The organism is Sphingosinicella sp. (assembly GCF_041916975.1).
Classification (GTDB): domain Bacteria; phylum Pseudomonadota; class Alphaproteobacteria; order Sphingomonadales; family Sphingomonadaceae; genus Sphingosinicella.
Genome location: NZ_JAYRYK010000001.1, coordinates 4,013,985 through 4,037,181 on the forward strand (window position 1 = coordinate 4,013,985; position 23,197 = coordinate 4,037,181).

22 protein-coding genes are annotated in these 23,197 nt (G+C 64.2%); 9 read left to right on the top strand and 13 right to left on the bottom strand.

Annotation, left to right across the window (positions count from 1 at the left end; genetic code table 11):
• The first annotated feature begins 86 nt into the window (after positions 1 to 86).
• A complete protein-coding gene (gene hemA, locus ACE3TJ_RS18840; RefSeq protein WP_374598967.1) occupies positions 87 to 1,301 on the top strand; it encodes a 5-aminolevulinate synthase in 1,215 nt (404 codons plus the stop codon).
• Here hemA and ACE3TJ_RS18845 read toward each other — a convergent pair.
• Positions 1,298 to 2,113, bottom strand: coding sequence for a DUF5694 domain-containing protein (locus ACE3TJ_RS18845; protein WP_374598969.1), 816 nt, complete (start codon positions 2,111 to 2,113; stop codon positions 1,298 to 1,300). The two genes, hemA and ACE3TJ_RS18845, sit on opposite strands and share 4 nt — an antisense overlap.
• An 82-nt stretch (positions 2,114 to 2,195) precedes the next feature.
• On the opposite strand from ACE3TJ_RS18845, the gene ACE3TJ_RS18850 reads away from it, so the two are divergent.
• The 5 genes from ACE3TJ_RS18850 to ACE3TJ_RS18870 all read left to right on the top strand — a co-directional run bounded on the left by ACE3TJ_RS18850 (position 2,196) and on the right by ACE3TJ_RS18870 (position 6,300).
• Positions 2,196 to 3,212, top strand: coding sequence for a patatin-like phospholipase family protein (locus tag ACE3TJ_RS18850; protein ID WP_374598971.1), 1,017 nt, complete (start codon positions 2,196 to 2,198; stop codon positions 3,210 to 3,212).
• 99 nt (positions 3,213 to 3,311) lie between these two features.
• Positions 3,312 to 3,743, top strand: a complete 432-nt coding sequence (gene rpiB / locus ACE3TJ_RS18855) for a ribose 5-phosphate isomerase B (RefSeq protein WP_293780970.1) — start codon at positions 3,312 to 3,314, stop codon at positions 3,741 to 3,743.
• 20 nt (positions 3,744 to 3,763) lie between these two features.
• Positions 3,764 to 5,071 carry a serine hydroxymethyltransferase gene (gene glyA, locus ACE3TJ_RS18860; protein WP_374598973.1) on the top strand — a complete coding sequence of 436 codons (1,308 nt, stop codon included), beginning with the start codon at positions 3,764 to 3,766 and terminating at the stop codon, positions 5,069 to 5,071.
• Between the two features lie 30 nt (positions 5,072 to 5,101).
• Positions 5,102 to 5,572, top strand: a complete 471-nt coding sequence (nrdR, locus tag ACE3TJ_RS18865) for a transcriptional regulator NrdR (RefSeq protein ID WP_374598975.1) — start codon at positions 5,102 to 5,104, stop codon at positions 5,570 to 5,572.
• Positions 5,569 to 6,300 carry an RNA methyltransferase gene (locus ACE3TJ_RS18870; protein WP_374598978.1) on the top strand — a complete coding sequence of 244 codons (732 nt, stop codon included), beginning with the start codon at positions 5,569 to 5,571 and terminating at the stop codon, positions 6,298 to 6,300. The genes nrdR and ACE3TJ_RS18870 overlap by 4 nt, the downstream gene beginning before the upstream one ends.
• Here the strand turns inward: ACE3TJ_RS18870 and ACE3TJ_RS18875 are convergent, their stop codons facing one another.
• On the bottom strand, positions 6,301 to 7,953 hold the full coding sequence (locus ACE3TJ_RS18875; RefSeq protein ID WP_374598980.1) for an alpha/beta hydrolase family protein: 1,653 nt from the start codon (positions 7,951 to 7,953) through the stop codon (positions 6,301 to 6,303).
• A gap of 538 nt (positions 7,954 to 8,491) precedes the next feature.
• Here ACE3TJ_RS18875 and rpsD point away from each other — a divergent pair.
• Positions 8,492 to 9,106, top strand: coding sequence for a 30S ribosomal protein S4 (rpsD, locus tag ACE3TJ_RS18880; RefSeq protein ID WP_374598982.1), 615 nt, complete (start codon positions 8,492 to 8,494; stop codon positions 9,104 to 9,106).
• A 54-nt stretch (positions 9,107 to 9,160) separates the two neighbouring features.
• Here the strand turns inward: rpsD and ACE3TJ_RS18885 are convergent, their stop codons facing one another.
• The 9 genes from ACE3TJ_RS18885 to ACE3TJ_RS18925 form a co-directional block, all read right to left on the bottom strand.
• Positions 9,161 to 9,925, bottom strand: a complete 765-nt coding sequence (locus ACE3TJ_RS18885) for a hypothetical protein (RefSeq protein ID WP_374598984.1) — start codon at positions 9,923 to 9,925, stop codon at positions 9,161 to 9,163.
• Entirely contained in the window at positions 9,922 to 11,019 is a 1,098-nt protein-coding gene (locus ACE3TJ_RS18890; RefSeq protein WP_374598986.1) for a hypothetical protein, read from the bottom strand. Before ACE3TJ_RS18890 ends, ACE3TJ_RS18885 begins: the two co-directional genes overlap by 4 nt.
• Before the next feature lie 87 nt (positions 11,020 to 11,106).
• The gene (locus ACE3TJ_RS18895) at positions 11,107 to 12,663 is read right to left on the bottom strand and encodes a 2-isopropylmalate synthase (protein WP_374598988.1); all 1,557 of its coding nucleotides are present in this window, start codon (positions 12,661 to 12,663) and stop codon (positions 11,107 to 11,109) included.
• A gap of 376 nt (positions 12,664 to 13,039) precedes the next feature.
• On the bottom strand, positions 13,040 to 13,318 hold the full coding sequence (locus tag ACE3TJ_RS18900) for a hypothetical protein (protein WP_374598990.1): 279 nt from the start codon (positions 13,316 to 13,318) through the stop codon (positions 13,040 to 13,042).
• A 199-nt stretch (positions 13,319 to 13,517) separates the two neighbouring features.
• A complete protein-coding gene (locus ACE3TJ_RS18905) occupies positions 13,518 to 14,186 on the bottom strand; it encodes a PEP-CTERM sorting domain-containing protein (protein ID WP_374598992.1) in 669 nt (222 codons plus the stop codon).
• 148 nt (positions 14,187 to 14,334) lie between these two features.
• Positions 14,335 to 14,940 carry a YceI family protein gene (locus tag ACE3TJ_RS18910; RefSeq protein WP_374598994.1) on the bottom strand — a complete coding sequence of 202 codons (606 nt, stop codon included), beginning with the start codon at positions 14,938 to 14,940 and terminating at the stop codon, positions 14,335 to 14,337.
• Positions 14,941 to 15,024: 84 nt separating this feature from the next.
• Positions 15,025 to 16,044 carry a ketol-acid reductoisomerase gene (gene ilvC, locus ACE3TJ_RS18915; protein WP_374598996.1) on the bottom strand — a complete coding sequence of 340 codons (1,020 nt, stop codon included), beginning with the start codon at positions 16,042 to 16,044 and terminating at the stop codon, positions 15,025 to 15,027.
• A gap of 46 nt (positions 16,045 to 16,090) precedes the next feature.
• A complete protein-coding gene (gene ilvN / locus ACE3TJ_RS18920) occupies positions 16,091 to 16,603 on the bottom strand; it encodes an acetolactate synthase small subunit (RefSeq protein ID WP_374598998.1) in 513 nt (170 codons plus the stop codon).
• A complete protein-coding gene (locus ACE3TJ_RS18925; RefSeq protein ID WP_374599000.1) occupies positions 16,603 to 18,354 on the bottom strand; it encodes an acetolactate synthase 3 large subunit in 1,752 nt (583 codons plus the stop codon). Before ACE3TJ_RS18925 ends, ilvN begins: the two co-directional genes overlap by 1 nt.
• Before the next feature lie 167 nt (positions 18,355 to 18,521).
• Here ACE3TJ_RS18925 and ACE3TJ_RS18930 point away from each other — a divergent pair, with 167 nt between their 5' ends.
• Complete coding sequence (locus ACE3TJ_RS18930; RefSeq protein ID WP_374599002.1) at positions 18,522 to 20,546, top strand: CHASE3 domain-containing protein; 2,025 nt, start codon at positions 18,522 to 18,524, stop codon at positions 20,544 to 20,546.
• Here the strand turns inward: ACE3TJ_RS18930 and miaA are convergent.
• Positions 20,506 to 21,381: a tRNA (adenosine(37)-N6)-dimethylallyltransferase MiaA gene (gene miaA, locus ACE3TJ_RS18935; RefSeq protein ID WP_374599004.1), complete on the bottom strand. Its 876-nt coding sequence runs from the start codon at positions 21,379 to 21,381 to the stop codon at positions 20,506 to 20,508. The genes ACE3TJ_RS18930 and miaA overlap by 41 nt on opposite strands.
• Here miaA and serB point away from each other — a divergent pair.
• A complete protein-coding gene (gene serB, locus ACE3TJ_RS18940; protein WP_374599006.1) occupies positions 21,380 to 22,261 on the top strand; it encodes a phosphoserine phosphatase SerB in 882 nt (293 codons plus the stop codon). The genes miaA and serB overlap by 2 nt on opposite strands.
• Here the strand turns inward: serB and ACE3TJ_RS18945 are convergent.
• Complete coding sequence (locus tag ACE3TJ_RS18945; protein WP_374599009.1) at positions 22,258 to 23,193, bottom strand: hypothetical protein; 936 nt, start codon at positions 23,191 to 23,193, stop codon at positions 22,258 to 22,260. The two genes, serB and ACE3TJ_RS18945, sit on opposite strands and share 4 nt — an antisense overlap.
• Positions 23,194 to 23,197: the final 4 nt, after the last annotated feature.

Consider the following 23,197-nt stretch of genomic DNA (forward strand, 5'->3'; position numbering starts at 1 on the left):
AGAAGGCTGCGACATAAAGTGGGGTGACGGGAACGCCACCTCCGATGTAAAGCGGTCAAAACGGCGGGCAGGACGGGTTAGAGAGCGTGGACTACAACCGTATTTTCCAGGATGCGATCGATCGGCTTCATGCCGAAGGCCGCTACCGCGTGTTCATCGATATTCTGCGCAACCGCGGCAATTACCCGAACGCGCGCTGCTTCGCCGGCCACAATGGCGCGCGCCCGATCACCGTGTGGTGTTCGAACGATTATCTCGGCATGGGCCAGCACCCGGACGTGATCGCCGCGATGGAAGAGACGCTGCGTGACGTCGGCGCGGGCTCCGGCGGTACGCGCAACATCGGCGGCAACACGCACTATCACCTCGAGCTTGAGAACGAACTCGCCGAGCTTCACGGCAAGGAAGCCGCGCTGCTCTTCACCTCGGGCTATATCTCGAACGAGGCGACGCTCTCCACGCTCGGCAAGCTGCTGCCGGGCTGCATCGTGTTTTCGGACGAGCTGAACCACGCCTCGATGATTGCGGGCATCCGCGGCGCGGGCTGCGAGAAGCGCGTGTTCCGCCACAACGACCTCGAACACCTCGAAGAGCTGCTTGCCGAGGCGCCCAAGGACGCCGCGAAGCTGATCGCCTTCGAAAGCGTCTATTCGATGGACGGCGACATCGCGCCGATCGCCGAAATCTGCGACCTCGCCGACAAGTACAACGCGCTCACCTACCTCGACGAAGTGCACGCGGTCGGCATGTACGGCGACCACGGCGGTGGCATTTCGGAGCGGGACGGCGTCGCGCACCGGCTGACGATCATCGAAGGCACGCTCGCCAAGGCGTTCGGCATCATGGGCGGCTATATAGCGGCGTCGAAGACGCTGACGGACGTGATCCGCAGCTATGCGCCGGGTTTCATCTTCACGACCAGCCTTGCGCCGGTCCTCGTCGCGGGTGCGCTTGCCAGCGTGCGGCATCTGAAGACTTCGGGCGCGGAGCGCGAAGGTCAGCAAGCCGCCGCCGCCACGCTCAAGGCGAAGATGGGCGATGCCGGTCTGCCGGTGATGCCGTCCACCACGCACATCGTGCCGCTGCTCGTCGGCGACCCTGCGAAGTGCAAGAAGATCAGCGACATCCTGCTCATCGAGTACGGCGTCTACGTGCAGCCGATCAACTACCCGACCGTGCCGCGCGGCACGGAGCGGCTGCGCTTCACCCCCGGCCCCAACCACGACGAAGCGATGATGGACGACCTCGTCCGCGCGCTCGTGGAAATCTGGGACCGTCTGGAAATGCGCATCGCCGCTTAACGGGCCTTTTTCAGGTAAGGTCTCGGGTCGACTTGTGCGAAACCCGGTGTTGTCGCTGCGAAATGCTCCAGCCAGTATTTGTGACCTGAGCCGACGATCACCAACACGCGCTCGCCCGGTTTGGCGATGAGGCCGATCTTGGCGAACATCTTGGCGTTCCGCATGTACCACATGGCGTTCAGAACGGCGCCCGGCTGGTCCTCGCCGTCGCCGAAGCGGAGCATGTCGTAATAGCCCTTCGCGTGTTCGGCCGTGTTGCGGCTGGGGTCGTTGATGGTGAGCAGCAGTGCCGGGATCGATTGGGTTTCCTGTGCTTTCGTCTGGGCGTCAGCCTGCTGCCGGAAATAGTCGAACACCGCATCGAGTTCGGCCTTTTGTCCGTGCGCTATCGCGAACGCCTCGACGGGGCCGAACGGGAAATAGTCCGGCTCCCCCGCGCCCGGTTGCTCGTCGAAGCCGTAGACCTCGGCGTGACCGAGTTTGCGCGCAAGCCGGAAACCGATCTGGATCACCTCGTTGGTCTTGGTCTTCAGGTCTTCGGGTTTGAACGCCCGGTATTCGGGCACTGTGAAGGGCTGGGGGTATTGCCATTCCACCAGCACCTTGTCGGGCTTCCATGTCGCGAGCGCGGTGGTCAGCCGTTCGAGCTCGGCTTGCCGGGCGGGGGCGGTCACGTCGTCCGCTTTCACGTTTGCCTTGTCGAGCCCGGCGTTCGAGAAATGGTAGGTGCCGAGCACCATGATCGACGTGTCCGCTGCTGCGGCGGGCGCGGCGGCGATGAGTGCGACCGCGACGAGTGAGACGATGCGCATGAAGCCTCCCTGTCTTTGTGTGTTGTTTATGTAATACACTTGATGCGTAGGCAAGGCTTCATTCGCGCGCTAAGCTCCCGTCATGGCGACGAAAAGCATTAATCTCGCGCTTCAGGGCGGCGGCAGCCACGGCGCGTTCACGTGGGGCGTGCTTGACCGGCTGCTGGAAGACAAGCGCATCGAACTCTCCGCGATTTCGGGGACCAGTGCGGGGGCGATGAACGCAGCGGCGCTCGCACAGGGCTGGGTGGACGGCGGGCGCGAAGGCGCGCGCGAAAGCCTCGACCGGTTCTGGAAGCGCGTGTCTGACGCTGCGATGTTCGTGCCTGTGCGCGACACGCCTTGGGATACGTGGTGGAACGCATGGACGGGACACGGCGCGCCGGGGCGCGAGATGCTGCGGCAGGTTTCCCGTGCGGTCAGCCCCTATCAGTTCAATCCCGCCGGGCTCAATCCGCTGCGCGATATTGTTGCCGACTCCTTCGATTTCGAAAAGCTCGCCGCGTGCAAGGGCCTCGCGCTGTTCATCGCGGCGACCAATGTGTTCACGGGCAAGGTGCGCGTATTCACCGGCCATGAGGTGACGGCGGACGTTCTTGCCGCTTCTGCCTGCCTGCCGCAGCTCTTCCAGGCGGTCGTGATCGACGGCGAGCCCTATTGGGACGGCGGCTATATGGGCAATCCGGCGCTGTTTCCGCTGTTCTACCACGAGGGGCCGGAAGACATATTGCTCGTGCAGGTGAGCCCGATCGAGCGTCGCCAGACGCCGACCAGCGTCGAGGATATCGACAACCGCATCGACGAGATCGCCTTCAACGGCTCGCTGCTCCGCGAGCTTCGCGCCATCGAGTTCGTCGACCGGTTGATCGGGGAGGGGCAGATCGTAGCGGGCAAGCGCTACCGCAAGATCCTGATGCATCGCGTGGACGGCGGCGCCGAGCTTGCGGCCTATCCGCCCGCCACCAAGATGAACGCGGACTGGCCGTTCCTCACGGCGCTGCGCGATCTCGGCCGGATGAAGGCGGAGCATTGGCTAAAGGCGAACTACGCGGCCGTTGGAAAACGGGCGACGCTCGATCTCAGGGGCATCTTCGAATAGCAGCCATGTTACAATTCTTGGTAGCTTCGGAAGGGGCGCTCCCCTAGATAGTGCGCTCACGCGAATCGCACCCACAGCTTGCATGAGGCCCGCCGCTCCATGTCCGTTATCGCCATTGGCAGCGACCACGCCGGTTACGTCCTGAAGTCCGCTGTTGCGGACTGGCTGAAGGAAGCCGGGCACGAGGTTCTGGACCTCGGCACGAACGGTGGTGAGTCTGTGGATTACCCGGATTTCGGCCGTGCGGTCGGCGAAGCGGTCGCTTCGGGCAAGGCAGAGAAGGGCGTCGTCGTCTGCGGTTCCGGCATCGGCATCTCGATTGCGGCGAACCGCGTGAAGGGTGCGCGCGCTGCGCTCTGCATGAACGGCCTGATGGCCCGGCTTTCGCGCCAGCACAACGATGCGAACATCCTCGCGCTCGGCGAACGCCTGATCGGCATCGAGACGGCGCGGGATTGCCTCAACGAATTTCTGAACACGCCCTTCGAGGGCGGACGTCACCAGCGGCGCGTCGACAAATTGTCGGCGTAGCCCACGAAGGAGATACGAGCATGAGCACCGCCGCCGCCACGCCGCTTGCCCAGGACGGGTTCTTCACCGACGGTGTCGCCACTGCCGACAAGGCGGTTTTCGACGCGATCACCAAAGAGCTGACCCGCGAGCGTGACCAGATCGAGCTGATCGCTTCGGAAAACATCGTGAGCCGCGCCGTTCTGGAAGCGCAGGGCTCCGTGTTCACCAACAAGTACGCCGAAGGCTATCCCGGCAAGCGCTACTATCAGGGTTGCGCGCCTTCCGACGAGGTCGAGCAGCTCGCCATCGATCGCGCGCGCAAGCTCTTCGACTGCGCTTATGTCAACGTGCAGCCGCACTCCGGCGCGCAGGCGAACGGCGCGGTGATGATGGCGCTGGTGCAGCCGGGCGAGACCATCCTCGGCATGAGCCTCGCCGCCGGTGGCCACCTGACGCACGGCGCGCCGCCTGCGCAGTCCGGCAAATGGTTCAACGCCGTGCAGTACGGCGTGCGCGAAAGCGACCACCTCGTCGACTTCGACGAGGTCGAGCGGCTGGCGCTGGAGCACAAGCCGAAGCTCATCATCGCGGGCGGCTCGGCCTATCCGCGCACGCTCGATTTCCCGCGCTTCCGCGAAATCGCCGACAAGGTGGGCGCGTATCTGCTCGTCGACATGGCGCACTTTGCGGGGCTCGTCGCGGCGGGTCTGCACCCGAGCCCGCTGCCGCACGCGCACGTCGTGACGACGACGACGCACAAGACGCTGCGCGGCCCGCGCGGCGGCATGGTGCTCTCCAACGACGAAGCGCTCGGCAAGAAGATCAACTCGGCGGTGTTCCCCGGCCTTCAGGGCGGCCCGCTGATGCATGTGATCGCCGCAAAGGCGGTGGCGTTCGGCGAGGCGCTCGACCCGAGCTTCAAGGTCTATGCGCAGGCTGTGATCGCGAACGCAAAGACACTTGCGGGCCGCCTGAAAGAACGCGGCTGCGATGTCGTCGCGGGCGGCACGGATACGCACCTCGCGCTCATCGATCTTCGCCCCAAGGGCCTGACCGGCAAGGACGCCGACGAGGCGCTGGAGCGCAGCCACATCACTTGCAACAAGAACGGCGTGCCGTTCGATCCGTTGCCGCCGACGAAGACGAGCGGCATCCGCGTCGGCTCGCCCGCGGGCACCACGCGCGGCTTCGGGCAGGCGGAGTTCACGCTCATCGCCGACATGATCGCCGATGTGCTGGACGGCCTTGCCGCGAACGGCGAAGCGGGCAACGGTGCAGTGGAAGCGGACGTTCGGGCGCGCGTGAAGGCGCTTTGCGACCGCTTCCCGATCTATCCGGGGCTCTGACGCACCCAATCGGGGAAGGGGGGACGAGCAATGCGCTGCCCGTTTTGCGGAGGCGAGGATAGCCAGGTCAAGGACTCGCGTCCGACCGAAGACGGCAGCGCGATCCGCCGCCGCCGGCAATGCCCGGCGTGCGGCGCGCGTTTCACGACCTTCGAACGCGTGCAGCTTCGCGAGCTGGTCATCCTCAAGAAGTCCGGCGACAAGGAAGTGTTCGAGCGCGACAAGCTCGCCCGCTCCATCGAAATCGCCTGCCGCAAGCGACCGATCGCGCCCGAGCGCATCGAGCGGCTCGTTTCCGGCATCGTCCGCCAGATGGAAGCGATCGGCGAGGCCGAGATCGAGGCCGAGGTGATCGGGCAGGCGGTGATGGAAGGGCTGAAGAGCCTTGACGCCGTCGCCTACGTGCGTTTCGCCAGCGTTTATCGCGATTTCCGCGAGGCCAAGGACTTCGAGGAGTTCATCGGCACCATCGAGACTGTCGCGAGGACGGGCGCGAAGTGACGGATGCGGTGGCCGCCGCGCCGCCGCCCGCCATCGTGCTGGTGCGGCCGCAGCTTGGCGAGAACATCGGCAAGGCGGCGCGCGCGATGCTCAATTTCGGGCTCGCCGAGATGCGGCTCGTTTCTCCGCGTGACGGCTGGCCGAACCCGGATGCGGGCCCGGCGGCGAGCGGCGCCGATCTCGTGCTTGAAAACGCGAAGGTCTTCGAAACCGTGGCCGATGCGGTGACGGACTGCGCATTCGTCTACGCTACCACTGTGCGCAAACGGGGCCTTACGAAAGAGGTCGTCGGCCCCGAAAAAGCGGCGCTGGACACGCGCGGCCGCGCCGGGCGCACCGCGATCCTGTTCGGTCCAGAACGCTCCGGCCTCGAAACCGACGACGTCGCGCTCGCGCAGACGATTCTCACCGTGCCGGTAAACCCCGAATTCGGTTCGCTCAATCTCGCGCAGGCAGTGATCCTCTTCGCCTACGAATGGTCGAAAGCCGGCGTGGGCGAAGCGTCTACTTTCGAAAACTACGAAGGCCCGGCCCCGCAGGCCGACCTCGAAGGACTCATTGGGCAGATCGAGACCGCGCTGGACGCGGCAGAATACTTCCGCGTGGAAAGCCGTGCACCCGCCTCGCGCCGTACGCTTCGCAACATGCTGACGCGCCCCGGCTTCTCGGCAAAAGAAGTGCGAACCTTCAGGGGCATCATTACGGCGCTAACGAAAGAGCGGCGCTAGCTAGCGCAGGTTCGTTTCGAGGAACGTGCCGATCCGCGTCAGCATGTCGATGCGGGCCTTGCTGTCGATGAGGCTGTGCTGCAGCCCATCGAACTCGACATAATCGACAGATTTGCCTTCCTTGCGCAGTTCACGCGCCATGACGCGGGATTGCTCGACATCGACATTCAGGTCCATGGTGCCATGGAACATCAACACGGGTACGCGGATGGCGGCGGCGTGTTTGACCGGTGATCCAGCCTGCAGTTCCGGTCCGCTTCCGACAAAGTCTTTTACCAGCCGCGCGTTCTTGAAGGATCGCGCTTCGCTCACCACGCGTGCAAAATCCGTGACCGGGGCGATCGCGACTGCGGCCTTGTAGAGCGTGGGATCAACCACATTCGATTGCAGCGCGGCATAGCCGCCATAGCTCCAGCCGACGATACCGACCCGATCTGCGTCCGCAAGTCCGCTCGCGATGGCCCAGCGGGCGCCGTCGTTGATGTCTCCGATTGCCTGCCGCCAGCCCTGAAAGCCGTTGTCGCCGATCCAGGCCTCCCCGTAGCCCCAGGATCCGCGATAGTTCGGTTGGAGAACCGCATAACCCTTCGCCGCAAGGAACTGCGCCATCCAGTCGAAGCCCCAGGTGTCGCGGGAGGAAGGGCCGCCGTGCGGCATTACGATCAGCGGCAGGCGCTTGCCGTCCTGGCCCGGTGGCAAGGTGAGGTAGCCGGGGATGGATGTGCCATCGGCGGCCGGATAGCTGATGGGCTTGGTCTTTGCGAGCGTTCTGCCCTCCAACTGGTGCCTTACAGGCGTAATCAGCATCAACTCACGCTTCTTGCGATCGAAGACGTAGTAGGTGCCAGGGTCGTCGTCGGCCTGCGCGAACAGAAGGATGCGGTTTTCGTCCCAAGATGTGTCGAGCAGGGTAATGCTCTTGCCGGGCAGGACTTTCGCAAGGCTTTTCCCCAGCGTTTTCAGTCCCTCGTCGAAATATTCGAGGTGCTCATAGTCATCGTAGTAATACACGCCGACCGGGCGCTGTTTCGCGCCGAAACGGACGAGACCCGTGATGTCCACCTTGTCGTGTGCGAACACCGTGTCTTTCGTCGCGCTGCCATCCAATCGATGCTTGACGAGCGCGTCACGTCCGTTGACCGGCTCCAGCGTATAAATATTGTCGCCGCTTTCATCGAAACCGACCATGGAGGCGTCATCGGAAAGCGTGATTTGTTTCCATGTGCGGTCGGTCTGACCGCGATACCAGTGACTTCTTTTGCCGGTGTAGTTCCGATCGCCATCGACTTCCCGGATCGTGCGAAACCGGATTTCGCCTTTCGTATCCGAAACGTAGCGGCTTGTGTTGGCGTTGGGCCGTTCCTGCGTCGTCGATCGTCCATTGTAGATGTTGTACCGCTTCACGCCGAGCCCGGATTCCGGACTGAGCAGGCGTGTTCCGGTCGTCACCTGCTCAAGGAAAGGCACCTGCAGTAGCACGTTCTCCGGGTCTTCGGGGAGCGTATCGATGAGGGCACCAGAATACTGGTTCAAATCGAGCGACCGGTCGTTGCTGCGCGTGCCGAGCAGGCGCATGTTGGTGCCGTCCCGTCCGATCGCGAACATGCGCGTGAAACCGATCTTGAGGCCATCCAGATTGGTTTCACCTACCACAACGCAGGTAAGGCGGTCGTTTTTGGCCCAGTTGCAGTCAGAGATTCTGGCCTGCTCAAAAGAAGAGTTCGCAATGAGCTTGTCTTGCCCCGTTGCGATTTCCGCGACAACGAAGTTGGTGTCGCGCGGGCCTGCGGGCGTCTTGTAGACGACGAAATCTCCAAGTGGAGACAGGCCTACGCTTTCAACATTCTCACGCGCACCGAACAGAGTGGCGAGGTCTGCCGTTTCGGCTGATGCATGAAATGACAGTATGGATGTAAGAAATAGTGCAGATAAGACCCTACCCGTAACGCGCATACCTACCCCCGTTGCTTCCCCGAAACTATCTTTGTGTTAAATGGTGATTGCAAGTCTTTCGTGGTCGACTTTGGGGGCCTTCGCGCTTGCAAATCCGTTGACTCGGCGTGGGCGGCCCGCTAAACGCGCGCCTTCGCAATTGGCCCTGCACGTCCGGTGAAGCAGTGGCCGCGTTCCGCGCTTTGGCGGAGCGGTGCGGTTCCGGGCATTTTTGAAACGCGAATTGAAAGGATTGCGCATGTCCAAGCGCAGCAATGCCAAGTACAAGCTCGATCGCCGTATGGGCGAGAACATCTGGGGTCGTCCGAAGAGCCCGGTCAACAAGCGCGAATACGGCCCCGGCCAGCATGGTCAGCGCCGCAAGAGCAAGCTTTCCGACTTCGGTATCCAGCTCCGCGCCAAGCAGAAGCTGAAGGGCTACTACGGCGACGTCACCGAGAAGCAGTTCCGCAAGGTTTACGAGGAAGCCGTCCGCATGAAGGGCGATACCTCGCAGAACCTGATCGGTCTGCTTGAGCAGCGCCTCGACATGGTCGTGTACCGCGCCAAGTGGGCGCCGACGATCTTCGCCGCGCGCCAGATCGTGAACCACGGTCACATCGAAGTGAACGGCGAGAAGTGCAACATTGCCAGCCGCCGCGTGAAGGCTGGCGACGTGCTCTCGCTGCGCAAGAAGGCGCAGGAGATGGCGCTGGTTCTCGAGGCGCAGGGCCTCAGCGAGCGTGAAATTCCCGAGTACGTCTCGGTCGATGGCGACGGCAAGGCGACCTACGTGCGCGTGCCGACGCTGGACGAGGTGCCCTATCCGGTCCGCATGGAACCGAACCTCGTCGTCGAGTTCTACTCGCGCTAAGCCTCACGGCTTTTGCAGAAAAAGAGGGCGCTGCCGTAAGGCGGCGCCCTTTTTCTATCGGCGCCCTGCAAGCGTCAGGTAGAGCGCGACGGGCACGACCGACAGCAGCCCGTAGATGAGCAGCGTCGAAAGCTGGACGATCCAGAGTGCGGGCGAGGTGATCGTCATCGACTGGACGATCGCGGCGACCTGATGCGGCGTCTGCGCGGCGTGGAAGACGACGAAGCGGATGGCCATGATCACGGGCGTCAGCGCGAGCGCGATGAGGATGCACAGTGCGGAGAGGCTCCAGCGGTTGCCGCGGGTCAGCTCTGCCGAGCGTTGAAATGCCACCATCGGCCATTGCCGCTCGTGGAGCGCCGCGGGGATGGCGAGCACCCAGACGGCGAAGACGGCGATGCAGCCGACCACGAAGAACAGCGAACTTATCTGCCCCAGTTGCAGCAGGCGCGAGACGAGCAGCAGGATGATGCGCAGCGTCATGAGGCCGATGCCGATGATGAGCGCGACGACAAGCCCCGGCTGGAGCCGGCTGAGCCCTGCGCGCATGAACGCGCGCGGATCGCTCGTGCGGGCGAGAACGCCGCCGGTGACGGCGCAGAGGAAGATCATGACCAGCAGCCAGCGCAGCGTTTCGGCGATGGTGCCGAGTGCCGGATCGGGCGCGGCCGTGGTGGCGATGCTGAGCGTGCGAAGCGCGACGGCGGGCAGGGTGAGGAAAACGAGGCCGAGCAGGATGATCGGCGCGAACTGCCGCCAGAAGATTGTGAGTGCGAGCCGGAGAACGGTGACGAGGTCGAGCGGGACGGGAGGCTTCATGGCGTTATGGTACGCGTTCGCCCCCGACCCACAATATGGAATTCGCTGCCGCTGACGACGAGCGCGACGTCCGCAAGGTCGCTCGCCGCGACGAGTTCGAGCGGGCCGGCGGAGGGCAGCGCGATGTTCGCGGCGGGCCAGCTCGGCGCGCCTTTCCTGAGCGAAACCAGTCGATCGCCGGATGTGCCGCGCAGGTGGACGTAAAGCGTGTCCCGGCCCGCCTTTGCGGCGATGATGCGGAAACCAGCGGGCGGTGTGTAGGCAAGCTCGGTCAGTGTCTGGCTGGCGGGGCCGAGCAGCGGCGCCATCGGATAGGCGACGAGGCTACCCGGTGGGTGGCGGCCATCCGATGTCATCCAGCCGGCGTCGCCGAGCACGGCGATGGCGCGGCCCTGAAAGAAATCGAGCAGTCGTGCGTCCGTGGGTAGCTGCGAGCGGCGGAAATTCTGTGCCCAGCCGAAGTGATAAAGCTCGAAATCCCCGCTCGCCGTCGTCACTTCGGCCGCGTGGAAGAGACCTCCGCCCGAGAGCGAGAAGAACGGGCGGATACCGCGTGCATCGAGCGGCGCGGCAAGGATCGTCGTTGCTGCATAAGCGGGCTGGCCGCGCGTCCAGAGCTTGAGGAGACGTGGAACGCCTGCGCTCGTCAGCGATCCCGGCCCGGTGTTGGCGGCGATGAGGATGCGGCTGTCGTCGTACCAGATCGCCTGCGTCGGCCCTGGCGGCAGCGCGAAACCGTTCGGCACGAAGCCGCCCGCCTTCGTGTCGTATTCGCGCAGCGCGACACCCGGTCGACCGGTTTCGGCAAGGAACAGCAGGCAGCGCTCAAATGTGGGCGGCAGGCAATCGGCATCGACGAGGTGCCACGATTTCTTCTCGGCCTTGCCGAGCGCGGCGATATCCGCCGTCACCGACCAGTCCGGCTTGCCGCGCAGCAGCGGTGTCAGGTCGCTGCGCCGCAGGACGCGGGCATCCCCGGTCTCGCTATAAAGCGCGAGGCCGTTGTCCTGAAAGCGCGCGACCGTGCCTGCCGAGGCGGGGAGGGCCGCCGCAGCAATCAGAAACGTCAGGCAGATTTTGATGCGCGACCCCAACGACATTGCCGCTGGTAACCATGACTTCGCGGGCGGCGCAACCATGCGCCCGCCCGGATGCCGGAAATCAGCGTTCAGCCGTCAGGGTCAATTGCCCGCGCGGGCCACTGCAGGAAGCTCGCTGCGGCCGCGCTTCACGATCAGCTTGTTCAGCGCATTCGCATAGGCCTTCGCCGAGGCGACCATCGTATCGACATGCGCGCCCGTGCCGCGCACGGTGCGGCCGTCTTCGGCGAGCACGACGCTGACCGTCGCCTGCGCATCCGTGCCCTCGGTGACGGCATGGACTTCGTAGAGCGTCAGCTGCGCATCGTCGTGCGGCACGATCTTGCGCATGGCTTTGAACACGGCGTCGACGGGCCCGTTGCCGCGCGTCGTGACGGTCTGTTCCTCGCCGTCCACTTCGAGCGTCAGGATGGCGCGCTGCGGGCCGTGGGAACCGCAGTAGATTTCCAGTTCCTTGAACTGAATTGCTTGATTGTCGCGCATCGTCTCATCGTCGACGAGCGCGATGATGTCTTCGTCGTAGACGTGCTTCTTGGCGTCGGCGAGATCCTTGAAGCGCTTGAACGCGTCCTGGAACTCGTTGTCGCCGAGCTTGTAGCCCAGCTCTTCCAGCTTCTGGCGGAAGGCGTGGCGGCCCGAGTGCTTGCCCATGACAAGGCTGGATTCGGAAAGGCCGACCGATTCCGGCGTCATGATCTCGTAGGTGCTCGCATCCTTCAGCATCCCGTCCTGATGGATGCCGCTTTCGTGCGCGAAGGCGTTGGCGCCGACGATCGCCTTGTTGGGCTGAACCTGGAAGCCGGTGACGGCCGAGACCAGCCGCGAGGCGCGGGTGATCTCGCGCGTCTCGACGCCGGTGTCATAGGGCATCACGTCGTGGCGTACGCGCAGCGCCATGGCGATCTCTTCGAGCGCGGCGTTGCCTGCGCGCTCGCCGATGCCGTTGATCGTCGATTCCACCTGACGCGCACCACCCGCGACGGCTGCCAGCGTGTTGGCAACGGCGAGGCCGAGATCGTTATGGCAGTGGGTGGAAAAGATCGCCTGATCCGCATTGGGAACGCGGGAGATCACATCGCGGAACATGGCGCCGTAGGTTTCCGGCGTCGCGTAGCCGACCGTGTCGGGCAGGTTGATCGTGGTGGCGCCGGCGCGGATCGCGGTTTCAACCGCGCGGCACAGGAAATCGAGATCGCTGCGCGTCGCGTCTTCCGCCGACCATTCGACATCGGGGCAGAGGTTGCGCGCATGGCTCACCGACATGCGGATCTTCTCCAGCACCGCTTCCGGTTCCATTTCCAGCTTCACGCGCATGTGGAGCGGAGAGGTGGCGATGAACGTGTGGATGCGCGGGTTCACCGCGTCCTTGAGCGCGGCCCACGCGCGGTCGATATCGCCGGTCGCGGCACGCGCGAGGCTGGCGACCGTTGCCTTCTTCGCCTGACGGGCGACAGCCTGTACGGCTTCGAAGTCACCTTCGGAGGCGATGGCGAAGCCTGCCTCGATGATATCGACGCCGAGCGCTTCCAATTGCTCGGCGACGCGCAGCTTTTCAGCGAGGTTCATCGAACAGCCGGGGGACTGCTCGCCGTCCCGCAGCGTGGTGTCGAAAATCTTCACATAGTTCTGGCTGGACATGGCACACCTTCAAAATCTCGGAAAATGGGTGCGAACCTTCGCGGTTCGGTTTGATCGAGACCCTTAGGCGGCGGCGCGTCCAGAGCGCCAGACAGCGGAACCCGCGCGCCTAAGGGCGCGTAAGTCGAAGGAGCGCGAGAAGGGCGCGCTGAGCGTGGGCGAGGCTGTTGTGCCGCATCATGGGCGGCAGTCTATGTGGCAAGCGGCCCGATTTGTCTAGGGTGTATTGGGATTCGGCCCATGGCGGGCTGCAAATGGCGGCCTCCTGTGCTTCCGGTGCTCACGTGCCTCCAGTACGCTCCGCTCCGGTTCTCGCAGTCCACCATTTTCCCCTCGCCCTGAACTGAATCCCGATACACCCTGGCTCAGAACGGCATCAGATGATGTTCGCAGGGAGCGGCACAGTGCGGTTCGGATTGGCGGATGCAGGTTTGATTTCACTCATCACGCATTCGAGTTCGATATCGACCGGGCCTTCGATCTGCGCCATGGCGTCCGCATCGAGGATCTGATCGTCGATGTCCACGGCCCAGCAGCGGCCATCGAGCTCGGAGAGGAGGGCGGCGATGTCCGATCCGTTTTCCACGGGTTCAGCTGCGGCGGGTGTGACCACCAGAAGGGTTGCCAGGACTGCGATGCCATACCGAACGATCATTGCCGGTTTCCTCTCCATCATTACGTATGGATCAAATGCAAAAGTGGTGCCAGCGTTCCCTGAGCCCGCTGGATCAGCGGCTTCGATGGTTAAGGTGCGGAGCGCCGGTATCGAACTGTAAAGACGAGCGACAATCGCTTGCGGGGCAAAGAAAAAGGGCGATCCGAAGACCGCCCTTCCCACCTGAGACCGAAGCTGTTCAGGCCTTGCGGCGACGCGCGGCGGCAAGGCCGATCGCGCCGAGACCGAAGAGCGCGAGTGCGCCCGGTTCCGGCACATCGGTGATCGGCTTGTAGGCGAGCGCGACGTTATCGAACTCGAACGCATAGCCCGAGCTGGAGGCGACCACCTTGTTGAAGGCCGTGTCCGAATTGATGTTCACGTAATAGGTGCCGGCCGCGCCCTGATCGCCGTTCGCAATCGCTGCGACGTCCGATCCCGAGTAGGTGAAGAGCAGCGTGTCGCCAGCGTAGAAGGCCAGAGAGTTGTAGGTATCGACCGAACCCCACAGGATGCCGAAATACTGGTGATCATCACCAAGGTCGAGCGTGACGGTGCCGATGCCGGTCGTCAGATACTGGGTGACGTCCTGGCCATCCGCCTGCGCGTTGCCGAACAGCGTGCCGTTGCCGCCCGAAACGAAAGGCGCCGCATACTTGCCGCCAACATTCGGAAGCGAAGCCGTGCCTGCATCCGTGCCGGCGAACGAAACGGTGATGCCGCTCGCGGTCGTGCCGCCTGGGCCGATCGCGTCGAAGCTCTCGTAAATGTTGGCGCCGACGGGAACACCGCCCACCGACGACGAGATCACAGCGGCCGACGCGCCGGTGGATGCGAGCATGGCGGCAAAAGCAAAAGCGTACTTCATGACATTATCCTCTGATCAAACCGTGTTCGGCCGATCAGATGCAGGGATGATGCCAGAATCGAGAGTTCCAGATTTCGTAGGATAGACGATAGTTAACAGTACGTTAGCTATAATCGTTGTGTAAGTTTGCCCGACACGCCCCTTGCTGTCAGGGGCGGCGTTCGAAAGCGGCGGTGATATGAAGGCTGACCTCGTCGCCAAGCACGGGGAGCGCATAGGTGATGCCGTAGTCGCTGCGCTTGATGGTGGCACGCGCCTCGAAGCCCACGGTTTCGATCTTGCTCATCGGATTGGGGCCTGTGCCGGTGAAGCGCGCATCGAGCACTACGGGTTTCGTGATGCCCTTGATCGTGAGGTCGCCGGTGATCTTCGCCTTGAGGCCATCGACGACGACGCCCGTCGATTTGAACGTGGCGGTGGGGAACTTCGCCGTGTCGAAGAAGTCGGCGGATTTGAGATGTGCGTTCAGCTTTTCGCTGGTCGTCGTCACCTTGTCGACGGGGATGGTCAGCGAAACGCTGGCGGCTTCAGGTTTTGCTGGGTCGAGCATCAGCGTGCCCGTGGGATTACCGAAGATGCCGTAATAGACGTTGAAGCCGAGGTGATCGATGCCCCACGCGATCTGCGTGTGGTCGGTATCGACCGTATACGTGCCGGCGGTGACCTTCGCGGCGGCCTCGGCTCCCGGCTGGCCTTGTGCGAATGCGGGGGTAGCAAGGCCGATGAGGGCAAGGGCGACAAGCTGGGCTTTCATGGCGGGGCTCCTGAAACGGGAAACGGCGCCCGCAGCCTGTGCCGCGCGCGCCGTTCCTGTCAACCGAAGCTATCGTGACAGACGTTAGTTGACGGCCTTGTCGACGAGCTTGTTCTTGCCGATCCACGGCATCATCGCGCGCAGGCGGCCGCCGACCTCTTCGATCTGGTGCGCGTTCTGGTTCTTGCGCGCGGCCTTGAGCTCGGGGTTGCCGGCGCGGTTGTCGAGGATGAAGTCCTTGACGAAGCGGCCCTGCTGGATGTCGGCGAGCACGCGCTTCATCTCGGCCTTCGTCTCCTCGGTCACGATACGCGGGCCGGTCTTGTAGTCGCCGTATTCGGCGGTGTTCGAGATCGAGTAGCGCATGTTGGCGATGCCGCCCTCGTACATGAGGTCGACGATCAGCTTCACTTCGTGGAGGCACTCGAAATACGCCATCTCGGGTGCATAGCCGGCTTCCACCAGCGTTTCGAAGCCCGCCATGATGAGGCTGGAAAGGCCGCCGCAGAGCACGGCCTGTTCGCCGAAGAGGTCGGTCTCGCACTCTTCCTTGAAGGTCGTCTCGATGATGCCCGAGCGGCCGCCGCCGACGGCGGAAGCGTAGGAGAGGGCGACATCGTGCGCATTGCCGGTCGCGTCCTGCGCGATGGCGATGAGGCAGGGCACGCCGCCGCCGCGCTGATATTCGCTGCGCACGGTGTGGCCGGGGCCTTTCGGCGCGATCATGAACACGTCGATGTCGGCGCGCGGCTCGATGAGGCCGAAGTGGACGTTGAGGCCATGCGCGAAAGCGAGCGCAGCACCTTCCTTCATGTTCGGCGCGAGATCATTGGCGTAGATCGCGGCCTGATGCTCGTCGGGTGCCAGCACCATGATGACATCCGCCCACTTGGCGGCCTCGGCATTCGAAAACACCTTGAACCCGGCGCCTTCGGCCTTCTTCGCGGTGGCCGAGCCTTCGCGCAGGGCGACGGCGACTTCGGCGACGCCGCTGTCGCGCAGGTTCTGCGCATGGGCGTGGCCCTGGCTGCCATAACCGACGATCGCGACCTTCTTGCCCTTGATCAGGCCCACATCGGCGTCGGCATCGTAATAAACGCGCATGATATCAGGACTTTCTCTGTTCGATTGGGAGGGAGTGACGAAAAACTCAGCTCGGGTCCTTGCCGCGCGAGATGGCGACGACGCCGCCGCGCGCGACCTCGACAAGGCCGACTTCGCGCATCAGTGCGATGAACGTGTCGACCTTCTCGGTGGAACCGGTGATCTCGAAAATGAAGCTCTCGATCGTCGCATCGACGACGCGAGCACGGTAGATATCGGCAAGGCGCATCGCCTCCAGCCGCTTGTCGCCGCCGCCCACGACCTTGAGCAGCGCCATCTCGCGCTCGACGTGCGGGCCGAGCTCGGTGAGGTCGCTGACCTTGTGAACGGTGACGAGACGATCAAGCTGTGCCTCGATCTGGTCGATCACTTCCTGCGAGCCGGAGGTGACGATGGTGATGCGGCTGACATCGTGCGATTCCGTGATGTCCGCCACGGTCAGGCTCTCGATGTTGTAGCCGCGCGCGGAAAACAGGCCGACGATCTTTGCAAGAACGCCGGACTCGTTATCGACGGTGATGGCGAGCGTGTGCCGCCGGATTGGACCGAGATCGCGCATCAGACGAGCGCCTGCGCGTCTTCGTCGAGTTCGCCCTTCACGTCGGACGGGTTCAGGAGCATTTCCGTGTGTGCGGCGCCCGATGGGATCATGGGGAAGCAGTTCTCCAGCTTTGCGACGCGGCAATCGACGAACACCGGGCCGTCATAGGCGATCATTTCGGCGATGCCGGCGTCGAGGCCGTCAACATCCTCGATGCGGATGCCCTTCCAGCCATAGGCCTCCGCAAGCTTCACGAAATCGGGAAGCGCTTCGCTGTAGCTTTCGGCATAGCGGCTTTCATAGGTGAGCTGCTGCCACTGGCGTACCATGCCCATGTATTCGTTGTTGAGCACGAACACCTTCACCGGCAGGCGGTACTGCACGGCGGTGGACATCTCCTGAATGTTCATCAGGATCGAGGCTTCGCCGGCGATATCGATGACGAGGGATTTGGGGTTGCCGAGCTGCGCGCCGATCGCGGCGGGAAGCCCGTAGCCCATCGTGCCGAGCCCGCCCGACGTCAGCCACTTGCGCGGAGATTCGAAGTGGAAGTGCTGCGCGGCCCACATCTGGTGCTGGCCGACCTCGGTGGAGATGATCGGCGCCTTGGCCTTCGTCGCCTCGTAAAGGCGCTGGATGGCGTGTTGCGGCAGGATTTCCTTGCCGGTCTGCTTGAAGCCGAGGCTTTCCTTCTTCCGCCATTCGTCGATCTTCGCGAACCATGCCTTCTGGTCGACGGCCTTGTGGGCGCGCGCCTTCCATATCTTCAGCAGGTCTTCGAGCACGTGGCCGACATCGCCTATGATGCCGAGGTCCGCCTTCACGTTCTTGTTGATCGAAGAACGATCGATATCGATGTGGATCTTCTTCGAATTCGGCGAGAAGGCGTCAAGGCGTCCGGTCACGCGATCGTCGAAGCGCGCGCCGATGCAGAGCATCAGGTCGCATTCGTTCATCGCCATGTTGGCTTCATAGGTGCCGTGCATACCGAGCATTCCGAGCCACTGCGGGGAGGCTGCCGGAAAGGCACCAAGACCCATCAGCGTCGAGGTGACGGGCGCGCCGGTGACACGCGCCAGTTCGCGCAGCAGCTGCGAGGCGCCATTGCCGGAATTGATGACGCCGCCGCCCGTGTAGAGGATCGGACGCTCGGCCTTCGCCAGCATCTCGACGGCGGCTTCGATATCCTTGAGCTCGCCCTTCAGCTGCAGCTTGTAGCCGTTATGCAGCGCCGAACGCTTCCGGTAGCCGGCGCGCGCGACCTGAACGTCTTTCGGAATGTCGATGACGACAGGGCCGGGGCGGCCCGAGGTGGCGATGTGGAACGCCTCGTGGACGATGTCCGCCAGCCGCTCCGGGTCTTTCACCAGATAGTTGTGCTTGGAGCAGTGGCGCGTGATGCCGACCGTGTCGCACTCCTGAAAGGCGTCCGAGCCTATGAGGTGCGTGGCGACCTGCCCGGTGAGCACGACGATCGGGATGGAATCGAGCAGCGCGTCGGTGATGCCGGTGACGGCATTGGTCGCGCCGGGGCCGGAGGTGACGAGCACGACGCCGGGCTTTCCGGTCGAGCGCGCATAGCCCTCGGCAGCATGGACCGCAGCCTGTTCGTGGCGAACGAGGATGTGCTTGATCACCGACTGCTGGAACAGCGCGTCGTAGATCGGCAGCACGGCGCCGCCCGGATAGCCGAAAACGGTATCGACGCCGAGCTCGGTCAGCGCCTGTATGAGATTTTCCGCTCCGGTTTTCTGTTCGTTCACGGCCATGGTTTCCTTGATTCGGCCCGCGCATGTACGAGATTAAAACGTTCAGGGCAACCCCATTGCTTGTAATATTCGTACAAATTGAATTTTAATAACGCATGATAGATGCAAAATTGCCATCGTGCTTTGAGGCCTCGCCTTCAATCGTCAAGTTCGGCAAGATACGCCGGATGGAAGACGCTACCGTTTCCACCGGGTTCGAGGATCGCCGCACCGGGACCCGGACTTGGCATTTCGTCGTCGGAGTCTTCGCGCTGCTTGCCGCGCTGATCGGCATCGGCGCGATTTCGTTTGCCGCGTTCCAGCGCGCGGTCGACATCGAACGCACGCGCACCGAAGCCGTGGCCCGCACGAGCGAGGGCTTCGAGAGCCTTGTCGCGGCGGAACGCGCGATCAACGCGCTTCAGGAGGCCGAGCGCAGCCAACGTGGCTATGTACTGACTGAAAATCCGGTGTTCCTTGAGCCGTACGAAGCCGCGATCGCGCGCAGCTCGACCGTGCTCGACGACCTGCAGCGCCGGATCGGCGAGGGTGACGAACGGCAGTCTGCGCGTTTCGTCGTGCTGCGGCGCCTCATCGCGCTGAAGCTGGAAGAGATGGCGCGGTCCGTGGAGATGACCCGCCGGGGCCGGATGGAGGCGGCGCGGATCGATGTCGCCTCCGGCTACGGGCGCCGCCTGATGGACGAGATTCAGGCGATGATGAACGAGATCGTCGCCGAGCAGCGCGCCGTGCTCGACCGGCGGCAGCAGGAAGTGGTGAAACGCGACCAGCTTGGCGCGCAGTCGCTCTACCGGCTGGCGGCGCTCGGCGTTGCGCTGCTGGTGGCGGCGCTCATCTCCATGATCGCGCTCGCATACATGGTGTACCGCACCAAGCTGGCGCTGGAGCGTGAGGAAGCCGGGGAGATTCGGCGCAACGTGCTGGAGGCGGCGGTTGCCGCGCGCACGCATGAGCTGACACAGGCGAACGTGGCGCTCCGTGCCGAGATCGCTTCACGCGAGGCTGCGGAAAACCGTTTGAGGCAGGCGCAGCGGATGGAGGCTGTCGGCCAACTCACCGGCGGTATCGCGCACGACTTCAACAACATGCTCGCGGTGATCATCAGCAGCCTCGACCTTTTGAAACGGCGGATCAGCGCAGACGATGCGCGTGTCGTGAAGTTGATCGACAATGCGCGTGAGGGTGCGAACCGCGCCGCGTCGCTCACCGCGCGGCTGCTCGCTTTCTCACGGCGCCAGTCGCTCAATCCGCAGACGGTCGACGTCAACATGCTGATGAAGGGCGTCATCGACCTGATCGGTCGCACGCTCGGCGAGCGGATCAGCGTGGAAACCAAGTTTGGCGACGACATTCCTCCGGTGTTCGTCGATCCCGGCGAACTCGAGAACGTTATCATCAACCTCGCCGCCAATGCGCGCGATGCGATGCCCGACGGCGGCGCGCTCAGGATCGAGACGAAACGCTACGTGCCGGACGACGAGCCGCCTTCCGAAGGCGAGGCGGCGAGTGCCTATGCGCTGATCAGCGTGGCCGATACGGGGCAGGGGATGGCGCCGGAAGTCGTCGAGCGTGTTTTCGAGCCCTTCTTCACGACAAAGGCGGTGGGCAAGGGCACCGGTCTCGGGCTCAGTCAGGTGCACGGCTTCGTCCATCAATCCGGCGGGCACATCTCGATCGAGTCCACGCCGGGTGAAGGGACGCGTGTCGATATCTATCTGCCGGTGCAAATCATCGGGCGCGTCGTCTCGTCCGCGCCGCGTGCGGAAGGGCCGCTCGCAGGTGGAAGTTCCGAAGAGACGATCCTTGTGGTGGAAGACGAGGACCAGCTCCGCATGGTGACGGTCGAGAACCTGCGCGAGCTCGGCTACACGGTGCGCCATGCCGCGAACGGCAAGGAAGCGCTCGAAATCCTGGACGAGCATCCGGGTATCCATCTGCTCTTCACCGATATCGTGATGCCCGGCATGTATGGCGACGAACTGGCACGCGAGGCGCTGTCCCGCTGGCCTGACCTCGGCATTCTTTACACCAGCGGTTTTGCCCGCACGGGCGTTGACGGCGAGCCGCTCGATCCGCCTGCCGAGACCGTGCGTAAGCCCTATACGATGGAGGGCCTGGCGCAGAAGGTGCGCGAAAGCCTCGATCAGGCGTCTAAGGCCGAAGCCGGGGCCAGTCTGGCGTCTGGTTCCTGAACCACGTGCGTTGGCGCTTTGCGTAGCGCCGCGTATCGAGCTTCGCGCGCAGGATCGCCGCTTCCAGCGTGCATTCGCCCCTGAGATGCGCGATGAGCGGCGGCACGCCGATCGCCTTCATCACCGGGAGCGCCGGGTCGAGGTTCATGGCGAGCAACCGTGCCGCTTCATCGAGGCCGCCGTCCGCCAGCATCGCATCGAAGCGCGCGTCGCAGCGGTGCCCGAGTTCGTCGCGGTCGATTTCGACGACGGCGGGCTCCAGGGCCACTACGCCGAGCAATCCGCCCGAGAGCTGCGCTTGATGATCGCCGAGCGAGATACCGGTGCTGCGCATCACCTCCAGCGCGCGGGCCATGCGCTGCGTGTCGTTAGGGTGGAGACGCGCGGCCATAGCCGGGTCTTCGCGGGCAAGCGCCTGTGCGAGCGCGGCGGTATCGAGCGTCCGGACTGCGGCGCGGACGTCCGGATCGATCTCCGGCACGGGCGCAATTCCGTGCAGCAGCGTGCGGAGATAAAGGCCTGTGCCGCCGACGAGGATCGGCAGCAGGCCCTGTTCGTGCGCACGCGTGATTTCGCGCCGTGCGAGGTCTGCCCACCCGGCGGCGCCCAGCGGAGATTCGGCATCGAGAAAGCCATAGAGCCGGTGCGGCGCGCGCGCGGTCTCAGCGGACGAAGGGCGGGCGGAAAGCACGCTCAAATCGCGGTAGCACTGGCTCGCATCCGCATTGATGATGACACCGCGCCGCGTTTCCGCCATGCGCAGCGCGAACGCCGACTTGCCGCTTGCAGTCGGCCCTGCAATGACCGCCAGCGGCGGCAAGGAAGGCGAGGCCATGAAGCTTGTTACAATCGTGGGATCGGAGCGTCTATCCGCAGGCGATGTGAGCGCGGCACGCGATGCCGCTGCCGCTGCCGGAATGGATGCCGGCGCTGCGAGCTGGACGGAAGCTGATGCTGTCGCCGAGTTTTCGGGAACCGGCCCCGCCGCGGCTGTGCGCGATGCCGTGGAAGTCGCGGTTCCGCACGCCGACGTCATCGTTCAGGCGGCGGCGGAGCGCAGGCGGCGGCTTTTCATCGCCGACATGGATTCGACGATGATCACGGTCGAGTGCATCGACGAGCTTGCCGATTACGCCGGCCTCAAGACCGAGATCAGCGCCGTGACCGAGGCGGCGATGCGCGGCGAGATCGATTTTATCGGTGCACTCGAAGGCCGGGTTGCACTGCTTGCCCAGCTCCCCGTCGCCGCCATCGACGACTGCCTGCGCGACCGTGTGCGCCTGTCGCCGGGCGCGCAGACGCTGGTGCGCACGCTGCGGCGGCACGGCGTTTATACGCTGCTCGTCTCCGGCGGGTTCACGCGCTTTACGGGGCCGGTCGCGGAAATGATCGGTTTCGACGAGGCGCGTGCCAATGTTCTTGAAACGCACGGCGACGTGCTCAGCGGCAAGGTCGTGCCGCCCATCGTGGACGCAAACGCCAAGCGCGAGGCGCTGACGGGCGCGGCGCAGGAAAGGGGCATTGCGCTCACCGAGACGATCGCGATCGGCGACGGTGCCAACGACCTGCTGATGGTGGAGACGGCGGGGCTGGGCGTTGCCTATCACGCCAAGCCGAAGCTTGCCGATGCAGCGGACATGCGGATACGCCGCGGCGATCTCACCGTGCTGCTGCACGCGCTCGGCATTCCGCGCGCCGACTGGGTTTCCGTTTAGCGCCTCGCGCGGTCGCGCCGCGTCGCGATCAGGATACGGGCGCCAATCGCGCCCTCGCGGATGAGTTCAATGCGGTTCAGCCAGCGCTCGCCTTCGGCAAGGAGCTGCGGGATCAGGGCTTGCCCTGCGGCCGTGCGGTGCATCGCCCGAATGCGGTCGATCGCGCCGCCCCAACTGTATTCGACCTCGGCGGCATAATCCGCTGAAATATCGCTGACCGCGACGACGGAGAGCCGCGCATCCTCCACCAATCGGGAGAGCGTCTCCGCGGAGCGCAGGCGCGGCCGAACGGGTTCCGCGTCCGCCCATTCGCGGTAGCGCGGCGATGTCGTCTGGCGTTCGTCGATAAGGACGAGGCTGCGCACCGCGATCTGGCCGCCGGGCACGAGCGTTTCGCACTGGCTACGCAGCAGCGTCGTCAGCGGTTCGCCGCGTTCGGCGACACCATCGACGAGGATGAAATCCGCGTCTGAAAGCAGGGCGCTGTCGGCGGCGCGGAGCAGCCTTACGCGTCCATCCGAAGCGTCGGCGAGCGGCTTTTGCGTTTCGGCAGCGAGCACGGTGCAGCCGATCGCCGACTGGAGTTCGCTCGCCACGCCGCCGAGTTCCGCGCCGAGATGCAGAACACGGCTGCGCTGCCCCAGCCCGATACGCGCGGACAGCGCCCTCAACTGGGACGTACCACGCGGTGTCAGTGAACCGTTGCCCCACACGATCTGTGCTGCGGCTAGCCGTTCGGGCGTCCAGTTCGTGGGTTCGGACGGCTGCGATGGGACTGCCTGCGCACGGGCCAGCGGCGCCGGACGCGGCGACAGATGCTGGGAGGGCGCGGCATCCTCGTTGGCGACACGGGCGGCGAGGCGGCGTTTCAGCTCGGCAAGGTCATAGCCTTCCCACCATGCGCGCAGGCGCTGCCGCAAGGGTCCGCGCATCGGA